Source organism: Bacillus australimaris (assembly GCF_001307105.1).
GTDB lineage: Bacteria > Bacillota > Bacilli > Bacillales > Bacillaceae > Bacillus > Bacillus australimaris.
This window is the reverse complement of the sequence record NZ_LGYN01000001.1, coordinates 53664-66379: the sequence shown is the minus strand read 5'-3', so window position 1 is coordinate 66379 and position 12716 is coordinate 53664. Positions and strand designations below refer to the sequence as shown.

Here is a 12716-nt window from a genome sequence, read left to right as displayed (position 1 = left end):
AATTTTTTGTTTTTCTGTGAATTTTTTATCTTTAATTGAACAAAGAATGTAGAAAGTATTCCAAAACAGTGGTAGAATATTATTGGAAGCGTTTTATTACATAAATTTGGTCATTATGTTCTGGAAGTTATATCGAAATAGTGTTCAATCACTTGATGATCAAAGTTGGGGGTAGTGTTCAAAATGTTTCAAAATGATGTGAAGCAACCGTTGAGTTGGGAAGAATTTCATGGTCCAAACCTCGGCTACGTGCTCGAGCTCTACGATCAGTATGTCCAAGATCCTGCTAGTGTTGATGAAGATCTAAGAGACATATTTGATGAACTTGGTGCACCACCGAGTGAAATGAAGGAGGAAATTGGGAAAAAAGAAAATAGCGTAGTTACTTCTGAACAAATCCAAAAGATAGCATCAGTCGTTAAACTGGCAGAAGACATCAGAACGTATGGCCATTTAAATGCTTCCGTCAATCCTCTTCGCAAAGAAAAGGAATTACAAGAGCTGTTTCCTTTGAAGGAATACGGTTTAACAGAAGAAGATGTCAAGAATATTCCGATATCTATTATTAGTCCTGACGCACCAAAACACATTTCAAACGGCATAGAAGCCATTAACCATTTGAGAAATACGTATAAGCGTACCATTTCATTTGAGTTTGATCACGTGCATGATTTCGAAGAACGAAACTGGCTTTCAAAATCGATCGAGTCAGGTGAACTATTCAAGAAAAAACCAGCGGATAAACTAGTTTCTGTATTCAAGAGATTAACAGAAGTTGAGCAGTTCGAGCAGTTTCTTCATAAAACATTTGTTGGGCAAAAGCGCTTCTCTATAGAAGGTTTAGACGCACTTGTCCCAGTACTTGATGAAATTATTTCAGAGTCTGTTACACAAGGGACTTCAAATATTAACATTGGAATGGCACACAGAGGCCGTTTAAATGTATTAGCACATGTGTTAGGAAAACCATATGAGATTATTTTCTCGGAATTCCAGCATGCGCCAAATAAAGAGCTAGTTCCATCAGAAGGCTCTATTGGCATCAGCTACGGGTGGACAGGGGATGTTAAATACCATCTCGGAGCTGATCGTCAAATCAAAGACGAAGATACAAAGAGTGCGAGAGTTACGCTTGCCAATAACCCAAGTCACTTGGAGTTTATTGATCCAATCATTGAAGGAAGCACGCGTGCTGCTCAGGAATCACGTACTCAAAAAGGCTATCCAGTTCAAGACGTTGAAAAAGCGTTAGCCATCTTAATTCATGGTGATGCAGCATTCCCTGGTGAAGGAATTGTGGCAGAAACATTAAATTTAAGTCAACTTGTAGGCTATCAAGTGGGCGGAACCATCCATATTATTGCAAACAATATGATCGGGTTTACTACAGAAAGCAATGAATCTCGCTCGACGAAATATGCAAGTGACCTTGCAAAAGGGTTTGAGATTCCTATTGTTCACGTCAATGCAGATGATCCAGAAGCGTGTTTAGCGGCTGTTCAGCTAGCTGTAGAATACCGCAAACGCTTTAAGAAAGATTTCCTCATTGACTTGATCGGTTACCGCAGATACGGTCATAACGAAATGGATGAACCTTCTACGACTCAGCCAATGCTATACGATGCGGTCAGAAAGCACAAAACGGTCAAGAATATCTTTGCAGATAAACTTGTCACAGAAGGTCTTTTGACAAAAGAGCAGCGCGAAGAAATCGAGCAGGCTGTGACGGTAAAAATAGAAGAAGCCTATCAAAAGGTGCCTTCAAAGAAAGAGCATAAGATTCAAGAAATCGAACTGCCAGAGCCTGTATCAAATGGTTTCCCAGCAGTGGATACATCAGTCGAATTTGATGCATTACGAAAGCTCAATGAAGAATTGATCAGCTGGCCAAGTGATTTCCAAGTATTTGGTAAGCTGAAGCGGATCCTTGAAAAACGTGCAAAAGTGTTTACAGATGACCGTAAAGTAGAATGGTCACTTGGGGAAGCACTCGCATTTGCATCTATATTAAAAGACGGTACGCCAATTCGAATGACCGGACAGGATTCTGAGCGTGGTACTTTTGCTCAAAGAAACCTTGTTCTTCACGACAGTCAAACAGGAGATGAATTTATTGCTCTTCATGAATTGAGTGATGCAAATGCTTCATTTACTGTTCATAACAGCCCACTGTCGGAAGGCTCAGTCATCGGGTTTGAATATGGTTATAATGTCTATTCTCCTGAAACGTTAGTCATTTGGGAAGCTCAATTCGGAGACTTCGCCAATGCGGCTCAAGTGTATTTCGATCAATTTATCTCAGCAGGCCGCGCAAAATGGGGACAAAAATCAGGTTTAGTCATGCTCTTGCCGCATGGATATGAAGGACAAGGTCCTGAGCATTCAAGTGGTAGAACAGAGCGCTTCCTGCAATCAGCGGCTGAGAATAACTGGACAGTGGCGAACTTGACTAGTGCAGCACAATACTTCCATATTCTTAGAAGACAGGCAAAAATGCTGCTTCGTGAAGAGATTCGTCCGCTTGTCATCATGACGCCGAAGAGTCTGCTTCGTAACCCGAACACATTATCCGAAGTCCAAGAATTAACGGATGGACAGTTCCGTCCAGTTCTTGAACAGCCAGGTCTTGTGCATGATCACGAAAAAGTAACACGTCTCGTGCTATCTAGCGGGAAGGTATCCATTGATATTAGTGACCGCTTCACCCAAATGGAAGAGCCAAAAGATTGGCTTCATATTGCAAGAGTGGAACAGCTATATCCATTCCCAGCCAAAGATATTAAAGCAATTTTATCAAAGCTGACAAACTTAGAAGAAATCATTTGGGTGCAAGAAGAACCACAAAATATGGGAGCTTGGGGATACATTGAGCCATATTTACGTGAAATTGCGCCTGAAAAAGTAAAAGTACGTTACATCGGCCGAAGAAGACGTTCAAGTACGGCTGAGGGTGATCCAACTGTGCATAAAAAAGAACAAGAACGAATTGTATCTGATAGCTTGACTCGCAAAAACTAAGGGGGAAATGAAAAATGGCGGAAATTAAAGTACCTGAATTAGCGGAATCAATCTCGGAAGGAACGATTGCCCAGTGGCTAAAGCAGCCAGGCGATTATGTAGAACAGGGAGAGTACCTGTTAGAACTTGAAACAGATAAAGTCAATGTCGAACTGACAGCCGAAGAATCTGGTGTACTCAAAGAAGTACTGAAAGATTCTGGTGACACTGTACAGGTTGGAGAAGTCATCGGAACGATTGCAGCAGGTGAAGCTGGCGGAAGCGAGTCCGCAGCTCCAGCACCTGAGCAACATTCTGCACCAGCTTCGAAAGAAGAACCGGCAGCTGCCCAAAAAGAAGAAGCAGTCAAAGAAGAGCCGAAATCTGGTAATGGCAGAACCATCGCTTCTCCTGCAGCTAGAAAACTAGCGAGAGAGAAGGGTCTTGACTTATCTGAGATTCCAACCGTAGATCCGCTGGGCAGGGTACGAAAGCAGGATGTGGCTTCTTATCAAAAAAATGAAGCACCTGCAAGTGCACCGAAAGCTGCGCCAAAAGCAAATGCTGCGGTGCAAAATGATCAACCAGGAAAGCCAATTGAACGTGAAAGAATGTCACGCCGCAGACAAACCATTGCAAAACGTTTAGTTGAGGTTCAACAAACGGCTGCGATGCTGACGACATTTAATGAAGTCGATATGACAGCTGTCATGGATTTAAGAAAGCGCCGTAAAGATGCTTTCCTAGAACAAAATGATGTCAAGCTTGGCTTCATGTCCTTCTTTACGAAAGCAGTTGTCGCAGCACTGAAGAAATATCCGCTGTTGAACGCAGAAATTCAAGGTGATGAGCTTGTCTTGAAGAAATTCTATGACATCGGTATCGCTGTTGCTGCAAACGAAGGACTTGTTGTACCGGTTGTCCGTGATGCAGACAGATTGTCATTTGCAGGCATTGAAAAAGAAATTGGTCATCTTGCGAAAAAAGCAAGAGATAACAAACTGTCTCTTAATGAATTACAAGGTGGATCATTCACAATCACAAACGGTGGAACATTTGGTTCTCTACTTTCAACACCGATTTTAAACAGCCCTCAAGTTGGAATTTTAGGAATGCATAAAATTCAGCTTCGTCCTGTAGCAATTGATGCAGAACGTTTTGAGAACCGTCCGATGATGTATTTAGCTCTTTCTTATGACCACCGAATTGTCGATGGTAAAGAAGCAGTTGGATTCCTTGTCACAATCAAAAATCTGCTTGAAGACCCTGAGCAGTTATTGCTTGAAGGATAATCTTCAATATAAAAAGCTAGCACTCATTCAGGTGCTAGCTTTTTTCTTATCGTTTTCAGGATTTCCTCGTTTTGACCAATACGTTGCAAGCCAGGAGCCAGATAGATTATGCCATACACTAAAGATGGCACTTGGTACGGCTGCAAGTGGCGAAAAGTGTGCTGTTGCAAGGGCTGCACCGAGTCCAGAGTTTTGCATGCCTACTTCAATCGAAATCGCTCTTTGAGAAGGGATGTCCATTTTACACCATTTTGCAATAAGATAACCAAATAAAAGACCTAGCCCATTATGTAAAACGACAACGGCAAATATCAGCAATCCAGTTTGAAGAATTTGCTCTTTATTTGCACTGACAACTGCTGCAATAATCACTACAATGCCAGCGACAGATACAAGCGGCAATGCTTGAACCGCATAGTTTACTTGTTTTTTGAAAAACACTTGTGCGATAACGCCTAAGATAATAGGAATGAGTACAACTTGGACAATCGATAAAAAAAGTGCCTCTGGTGATACAGGTAACCATGATCTTGCAAATAGGAAAATAAAAAGAGGCGTTAAAAAGGGAGCAAGAAGTGTCGATATGGTTGTGACTGCTACGGATAATGCCATATTGCCTTTTGCCAGAAAAGTCATGACATTGGATGCTGTACCACCTGGGCAGCACCCCACAAGAATAACACCTACTGCAATTTCAGACGGGAGCCTTAATCCATAAGCTAGTAGAAAGGCGATCAGCGGCATGAGTGTGTACTGCGCCAAAACCCCGATTAGTACATAGAAAGGTTTTCGAAACAGCTCCTTAAAATCTTCACCAGATAAGGTAAGCCCCATCCCAAACATAATGACACCGAGTAAAAAAGGGATATACGGTCCAATTTGAGAAAATGCGTCAGGAAAGGCAAATCCAAGACATGCAAAGATGATGACCCAAATCGCAAAGGTTCTTCCTGCAAATCGACTAATAGTTATAAGAATGTTCATTTATTGCTTCAGCTCTCTTTCCTCACATATCTTTCCTATTTTAAACGAATTTTCTGAAAAAACAACCCATCTTTTATAAAATTGTTGTTCATAATAAAGTTATGTAAACTAATATATCCCATATAAGCATTTGCCTATATGGAGTACGGGCTTAAAAAGGTGTCCATTTCACTTGCTGTGCTTGTTTAAGCCTTGTTTCTGGTTCACGCCAGTCGACAACATTCCACCACCGATCGACGTATTGAGCCTTTTCATTCAGGTATTGAAGATAGTAAGCATGCTCCCATACATCAAGGGATAGGAGAGGGATCACATCCCATTGTGACAAAAATTGATGGCGTTCAGCCTGTAAAATCTCTAGCCGTTGTGAGCGGGGCGCCCATACAAGGATGGCCCAGCCAACCCCTTCTACTTGTTTAGCTGCAGCTGAAAATTGAGATTTGAATGCGTCATAGCTGTCAAATGATTGTTCAATGAGTCGAAGCATTTGACCAGTAGGTTTTCTTTTACCTGAAGGACTCATAGAAAACCAAAAGATACAATGTAAATAATGTCCCGCTCCGTGAAAAGCAAGCTCCCGCTCCCAATGCTTCACCATTGTAAAATCATTACTTCTTCTCGCCTTTTTTAAAGCAAGCTCAGCCTTATTCAAACCATCTACATAAGATTGATGATGCTTCTGGTGGTGCAAATACATAATCTCTTTTGAAATAAATGGCTCTAAGGCATCATACCGGTAAGGGAGAGGGGGTAATGTATGACTTCCAGCTGCTACCTCCCGCAGTGCTTCGCGTGGTTTCATGTCCTCTGCAATCCCTTCAGCCAGTTCGTACCACTCTTGTTCACTGGAATGCTCATCATCTATTGTGAACCATAAATTGTCTACTTTCTGACGGATATAGTCATCTTGAACCGCGTGTTGAATGGAGCTAAGCCACTCTTTGAGCTGCATTCGATACTCTTCCTTATTCATTTTTACGCCTCATTTCTTTTAAAAATGTGGAACAAGCCATCATTGGAAAGACAAAAGGGTAGCTATGATAGGTGATGTAAAATTGCTTTGGAAGTCCGATACCTACTGGATAGTCTACGACTTCACTCGTATGCTGATGATGGATCAAAAATGAGATGGCTTTTAAAATTGTTTTGTCATCTGGCTTCTCATATTGCAAAAGTGCCTCTGCTGCCCAAGCCGTTTGAACCACAGTTCCAAATGGAAGCGGAACATATGATTTTACCTCCGCACTTTTACACGATTCTCCGAAGCCACCATCTTCTTGTTGAATTTGTTTTAAAAATCGGCATGCTTTTTGAACAGCAGGGTGCGATGAGGGGACGCCAGCAGCTTTTAATCCTGTTAATGCTGCCCATGTTCCGTAAATATAGCAAACGCCCCATCTGCCAAACCATGATCCGTTTTTCTCTTGGTGATCAAGAAGCCATTTTACACATTGATCTTTTTGCGTGTGAATAGATGACGGCATGTTTTTTTCTTTAAGACCAATCAGATGAAGCACACGTCCTGTAATATCGGGAGTAGATGGATCTATGGCCGCATCTTCCGCAGATTCGAGCGGGAGATGACGAAGCAAGAAGTGATCTTGATTTTTTTCAAAGGCAGAGAAGCCGCCGTCTCGGTTTTGCATGGAAAGAAGCCAATCAAATCCTCGTTTCCACTGAACTGGTGCGTATGCTTGAGGAATGGCTTTTAACACGATTTGCGTATCATCACAATCAGGGTTATTTGTGTTGATATCTGAAAAACCGAAGCCTCCCGGAGCAGCATGCCGGTTATGAATGGCCCAATCTGCTTTCTTCATTTGCTGCCGGTTCAATAAGTATGTGAAAGACTTTGTGATGATTGGATCTTCTTGTTTTCTGCCAGCTTTCTGCAAAGCATAGCTGACAAGCGCAGTATCCCAAACTGTGGATGTAGAATTCTCTGCATACATCCTTCCTTGACAGTCAGTGACCAGCTTTTTCATGCCTTTGACGGTTTTTAAAATAAGATGATGCCCCGGAGAGTACCCAAGACTCATGAGGGCATAGACCATAAAGATACTTGCACTTAAATAGCTGTACAGCGTGCCATCTTTTTCAAGGCGGTCAAACATGTATCGCTTAGCTGCTTCATAACCGAAAAAGTCCAGCCGGCTGTCCAGTGCTGTATACGATCGCATGTAAGTCAGAAAATGGTGAGTGGAACGTTCTTCTCTTGCCATAAACCAGTCAAAAGGATTTTTAGACATGTTCGCATCAAGGTGCGTTAAGCTGGGAAACTTTTCATGAGAGGTATATCGTTTGTTAAGTGCAATCATCATTGGCACAAAATGAATTCTTGCATATGCACTAAGATCATAGAAGTGAAGCGGAAAGTATGTAGGGATAAGTAAAAATGAAAGCGGTGCATAGAAATATGGCCAAGGGTGCATTCCGTTGACGGCAAGCATCCACTTTGTCATAAAATGAACGTTTTTTAATCCACCTTTTGATCGAATATATTGAGCTGCTTTTTCCATATGCGGTTCATCTTGTTGAAACCTGCCTGAAACGAGCATTCCGCAATAACCTTGTACAGTGGCTGTTACATGTCCCGTTTGATCATGATACAAAGAAAAAGACCCATCTTCATTTTGCTTTTCGCGAATCGCTTCTGCCAATTGGTGAACCAAGGCCTGATCCGAATCGCCGACAGCCTTTAACAGCATAATGAAAAAAGCATTTGTCATCATTGGACCTTCAAAGCAGAAAACAAAGGCGCCATCTTCTCGTTGTCTTCGCTGCATGTGTATGTGCAATTCTTCGATAAATTCGTTTACCTTCAATTTGAAATCTTGCATATTCGGCCGTGCTCCTTTCCTTTCATACTATATTCAGGAGCCGGCCTGTCACATGCAATCACAAAAAAAGCCGATGACAGGGTCACCGGCTTTCTTGGCTTCATTAATCTTGAAGGTTAATCCAGACACTTTTGACTTCTGTATAGTTGTTAAGGGCGTATGATCCCATTTCTCTGCCAAGACCTGATTGCTTATATCCTCCAAACGGGGAAGCGGCATCAAAGACATTATAGCAGTTAACCCAAATCGTTCCTGCTTCAAGACGCGCAGCGATATCATGGGCATGTTTTAAGTTTTCTGTCCAAAGTCCTGCTGCTAATCCATACTCAGACTGGTTGGCCCGTTCGACCACTTCATCAATAGAATCGTAAGGAATTGCAGATAAGACAGGTCCGAAGATTTCTTCTTTGGCAATGGTCATTTCATCATCTACATCTTTAAAAATAGTAGGGGAGACGAAATAGCCAGCCTCATAAGGGCAATCGCCGCCAACAACGGCTGTTGCACCTTCTGATTTTCCTTTTTCAATATAGCCTAACACGCGTTCGTGCTGTTCTTTACTTACAAGAGGTCCAATTTGCGTATCTTGATGTAGACCAGCACCTTGCTTAAGTGATCCTGCATATTTGGCCATTTGATCGACCACTTCATCATATTGACTCCGGTGAACAAATACTCTGGAGCCTGCACAGCATACTTGGCCTTGGTTAAACATGACACCATTTAAAGCACCTGGGATGGCTTTCTTTAAATCTGCATCTGGTAAAATAATATTCGGTGATTTTCCGCCAAGCTCCAAAGTGACCCTCTTAATGGTCTTAGCGGCTTTCTCCATGATTAATTTCCCAACACTTGTTGACCCAGTAAAGGCCAGCTTGTCCACGTCAGGATGATCAGTTAATGCGTTACCAGCTGTTTCGCCAAATCCAGGAACGATGTTAATGACGCCTTCTGGGAAGTCTGCTTTGTCCACTAATTCTGCTAAATAAAGAGCAGAAAGTGGGGTTTGTTCTGCTGGCTTTAAAACGATGGTGCATCCTGTGGCAAGTGCAGCGCCCATTTTCCACATGGCCATGAGCAGCGGGAAGTTCCATGGAATAATTTGTCCTACAACACCGACCGGCTCATGGCGGGTATAATTAAAATAACCTTGACTGACAGGAATGGTTTGTCCATTCATTTTTGTCGTCCAGCCTGCATAATAGCGCATGTGCTCAATAGCGAGCGGTATATCTGCATTTGTTGTTTCATTAATCGGTTTTCCGTTATCTAAGGTTTCAAGCTGTGCCAGCTCTTCTTGGTTTTCTTCCATTAAATCAGCAAGCTTAAACATAAGGCGGGCGCGTTCAGCGGCAGACATCGAGCGCCAAGGACCATGAAAGGCTTTTTTTGCAGCCTTAACTGCCTCATCAATGTCTTTTGCACCTGCTTCATATACATCAATAAGGGTTTCGCCTGTGGCCGGGTTAGGAGTTGAAAAGGTTTTGTTATCGTGACTTGTGACAAACTGACCGTTAATGTAGAGTTTTTTCGTCCCTTGGAGAAAAGATTCGAGTTTTGAACTAATTTGAAGTGTTGTAGAGCTCATAAATAAACAAACCTCCTTAAAGATATGGATTGTTCTGCGAGTTCTAGGTGGGAAAAGCGGACATGAAGCAATTAAACCTTTATACGTACAAGGTTGTAAACGTATACATTTATCATATTACATGACTTGTTTGAAAGCAATCTATAACACTCATTGCATTTCACGAAAATTTGGCTACAATAAATGTATAGATGAAAAAAGGAGTTTTTAAATCATGATCCATCAAAATTGGCAAACGGCTCAAACGTTAAAACAAGTAAAATGTGTACATACGAATGCGAAAAAATATATGGTCGACCGTGCATTAACGGTTGGAAGCACATATGAAGTGAAAAATGAAACTGAGGAATTCCTATTTGTCGTTGATAATACGGGTAAAGTAGGCGGGTATTACAAGGAGTATTTCGAAGATTTTTCGGCTGAATGATTTTGAGGGTCATCACTCATACTAAGAAAAACAGTAAAGGGTGATGATGATGAAAAAGCAGCAAAATGGCGAGCAGGAAAATCAACATGCTTGGCTTGAGAACGAGGATGCTGATATGGCGATTACGCTTGAGCAGATTTCCGATGTGTATGCCGAGGGAACGATTGATACACCAAAAGACGAATAGTCATTTAAAACAGTGATTTGACACAATCACTGTTTTTTTATTGGAATGATTCAGCATTTTTTCTTGCAAAGGGCTGAAACTTTTTTCCTGCTTTAACAGTCTAAATAAGTAGAGGAAAGAGCATCGGATCAAAAAGAAAAAGTTAAATGAAATTTAATCTATTCGTAATGGAATAACGACCATTTATAGCGTATTCTATAAGTGAGAATAAAACGTACCCACAGAGCCGTGTGGCCGTTTTGTCATAAAGGAATTTGATGCAGGAAGAGGGGGTTTACGTGGGTATTTTTTCTGTCAGTAAACAAAATGATAAGAAATTCGAATCCTTATTGATTGAAGGGGAAAGAATTGAGGCTGTTTACAGACTGCGTCACGACCAAATTTGCTTTACCAATAAACGACTGATCTTTGGCGATAACCGCGTATTTTCTAAGAAGAAAGTCAGGGTCTCCTTGCCGTATCGATCAATTGAAAGTTTTGCCATTCAAGAAGCTGGCGTGTTTGATCAGGACACAGGTATGCTGCTTGTCACAAGCTCAAAAGTATTTGAACTCGACTTTTCTAAAGAGACAGATTTGAGTGATGTGCAAGCCATCTTGACAAAACATCTTTGCTGATCAATTTTGCGATTACATAGATCATATGCACTTTTCTCATTCTTCGTTCTTATTTTCATAGATCGCACATTGCTGAGCCTTTCCCCTCTGATGGGAAGGGCTTTTTTCTGCATAGGTGTTTGAATGACCGCAAAAAAGGATAAAGATGAAACAGATACAGAAAGGAGAATGAACGATGAAAGTTTTAGTTGCAGGAGCAAATGGACATACAGGCAGGCTTGTCGTTCGTTATTTAAAAGAAAAAGGACATGAGCCGCTTGCTCTCATTCGAGATGAAAAACAAGCTGATACGTTAAAAGAACTTGGTGCAGTACCTGTCATCGGTGATCTTGAACAGGATGTGACAGATGCTGTGAAACAAGCAGAGGCAGTCATCTTCGCAGCTGGTTCAGGCTCAAAAACAGGTTCAGATAAGACCATTGCCGTCGATCAAGAAGGGGCAAAACGCCTCGTTGATACAGCGAAAAAAGAAAACATACAGCATTTTGTTATGCTTAGTTCCTATAATGCCGATGACCCGAACCAGGGAAAAGGGCAAGGAAGTATGGAAACTTATTATGAAGCGAAAAGAAAAGCAGATGAGCACTTAAAACAGTCCGGTCTTTCCTATACCATTGTTCGTCCAGGTGCCTTGCTGCATGAGGATAAGACAGGGAAAATTGAAGCTGCCGAGCATATTTCAGATGATCAAAACATCGAGATTTCAAGAGCGGATGTAGCTGTTGTTCTTGTGGAAAGCTTAACAGAATCCAATGTGAAGAATAAGGCCTTTGACTTGATCAAAGGTGATACACCAGTAGAAGAAGCTCTTCGCAAGCTTTAAATGAAAAAAGCTGCTGCCAAAAAGGCGGTGGTTTTTTTCATGTTTTCTTTTTCTTTGCAGCGGGAAGGTAATGAGAAAGGAGTGATTGACCGTGGGATTAACGAAAGAGCAACAAGCTGATTTATACGAAAGATTGATTCAATTAAAAGAAGATGTGAAAGGATCAAAAAAGAAGGAAGAATCTATGCTCGTTGAATCGAGTGAGATTTCAAATGGTGTGGGGAATCATATCGCTGATCATGGGAGCATTTATTTAGACCGCATGACAGAACAAACATTGGATCAAGTCGATGATCAGCTTGAAGATGAAATCGATGCAGCACTGAAACGAATGGAAGACGGAACGTATGGGGTATGTGAGAAAACAGGGAAAGAGATCCCATACGAGCGTTTAAAGGCAGTACCATATACACGTTTTTCAATTGATGCAAAGAAAAATGAGGAAACGACTCACGATCCGAACGAGTTTGACCGTTCATTTTCTGATCAAATGCGTGATTTAACGAATAGAGAAACAATGGATCAAATGCATTCAGATACGTATGAAAGATTAGAGGAAGAGCAAGATATTGATGTGGATGAGGAAAAATAACAATATAGGAGAAGTTTAAATTTTTTCAGAATAATGTTTCCATATGTACTAGTGGACAAAAATCTTGTGTACATGAGTATTTCAAAGAAAAAAGATCTCTTGAAATTTAATTAACTTTCGTGTAGTATAGTTTAAAGGCTGCGATGCGCGTAATGTTAATTAAGTTTTAACCTTTAAGCTGTAATAGGGAGTTTTATATTGAAGCCGGAATGTCATGCCTCCTTAGAGAGGAAGATAGGAACGTTTCTGCAAACACCCACTTTGAGGAGTGGTGGTTTAAAACTTTCTTACTTAGATTACGGCATCCGCAGCTTTTCCTAGGATGATTCAAGCCATTTTCCATTTCGGAAAATGGCTTTTTATTTTGTG

11 protein-coding genes and 1 other RNA gene are annotated in these 12716 nt (G+C 41.3%); 8 read left to right on the top strand and 4 right to left on the bottom strand.

All coding sequences use genetic code 11. The features are described 5' to 3' along the window. Positions 1-183: 183 nt before the first annotated feature. A complete protein-coding gene (gene sucA, locus AKG37_RS00275) occupies positions 184-3018 on the top strand; it encodes a 2-oxoglutarate dehydrogenase E1 component (RefSeq protein WP_060697060.1) in 2835 nt (944 codons plus the stop codon). A gap of 14 nt (positions 3019-3032) precedes the next feature. Then, the gene (odhB, locus tag AKG37_RS00270) at positions 3033-4289 is read left to right on the top strand and encodes a 2-oxoglutarate dehydrogenase complex dihydrolipoyllysine-residue succinyltransferase (protein WP_060697059.1); all 1257 of its coding nucleotides are present in this window, start codon (positions 3033-3035) and stop codon (positions 4287-4289) included. Between the two features lie 27 nt (positions 4290-4316). Here the strand turns inward: odhB and AKG37_RS00265 are convergent, their stop codons facing one another. The 4 genes from AKG37_RS00265 to AKG37_RS00250 form a co-directional block, all read right to left on the bottom strand. Then, positions 4317-5273 carry a bile acid:sodium symporter family protein gene (locus AKG37_RS00265; RefSeq protein ID WP_060697058.1) on the bottom strand — a complete coding sequence of 319 codons (957 nt, stop codon included), beginning with the start codon at positions 5271-5273 and terminating at the stop codon, positions 4317-4319. Positions 5274-5424: 151 nt separating this feature from the next. Next, a complete protein-coding gene (locus AKG37_RS00260) occupies positions 5425-6246 on the bottom strand; it encodes a superoxide dismutase (RefSeq protein ID WP_060697057.1) in 822 nt (273 codons plus the stop codon). Further along, positions 6239-8113 carry a terpene cyclase/mutase family protein gene (locus tag AKG37_RS00255; protein ID WP_060697056.1) on the bottom strand — a complete coding sequence of 625 codons (1875 nt, stop codon included), beginning with the start codon at positions 8111-8113 and terminating at the stop codon, positions 6239-6241. Before AKG37_RS00255 ends, AKG37_RS00260 begins: the two co-directional genes overlap by 8 nt. A gap of 103 nt (positions 8114-8216) precedes the next feature. Then, positions 8217-9701 (bottom strand): aldehyde dehydrogenase family protein, encoded by a 1485-nt coding sequence (locus AKG37_RS00250; RefSeq protein WP_060697055.1) that lies wholly within the window; start codon positions 9699-9701, stop codon positions 8217-8219. A 214-nt stretch (positions 9702-9915) separates the two neighbouring features. Here AKG37_RS00250 and AKG37_RS00245 point away from each other — a divergent pair, with 214 nt between their 5' ends. The 6 genes from AKG37_RS00245 (at position 9916) to ssrS (ending at position 12665) form a co-directional block, all read left to right on the top strand. Further along, on the top strand, positions 9916-10128 hold the full coding sequence (locus AKG37_RS00245; RefSeq protein WP_060697054.1) for a DUF6501 family protein: 213 nt from the start codon (positions 9916-9918) through the stop codon (positions 10126-10128). Between the two features lie 49 nt (positions 10129-10177). Further along, entirely contained in the window at positions 10178-10315 is a 138-nt protein-coding gene (locus AKG37_RS18320) for a DUF4025 domain-containing protein (RefSeq protein WP_078060949.1), read from the top strand. A 278-nt stretch (positions 10316-10593) separates the two neighbouring features. Then, positions 10594-10932 carry a PH domain-containing protein gene (locus AKG37_RS00240; protein WP_024422682.1) on the top strand — a complete coding sequence of 113 codons (339 nt, stop codon included), beginning with the start codon at positions 10594-10596 and terminating at the stop codon, positions 10930-10932. A 175-nt stretch (positions 10933-11107) separates the two neighbouring features. Further along, positions 11108-11755 carry an SDR family oxidoreductase gene (locus AKG37_RS00235; RefSeq protein ID WP_060697053.1) on the top strand — a complete coding sequence of 216 codons (648 nt, stop codon included), beginning with the start codon at positions 11108-11110 and terminating at the stop codon, positions 11753-11755. Positions 11756-11846: 91 nt separating this feature from the next. Further along, positions 11847-12347, top strand: coding sequence for a TraR/DksA family transcriptional regulator (locus tag AKG37_RS00230; protein WP_060697052.1), 501 nt, complete (start codon positions 11847-11849; stop codon positions 12345-12347). Between the two features lie 132 nt (positions 12348-12479). After that, positions 12480-12665, top strand: a non-coding RNA gene (gene ssrS / locus AKG37_RS00225) — 6S RNA. The last annotated feature ends 51 nt before the right edge of the window (positions 12666-12716 follow it).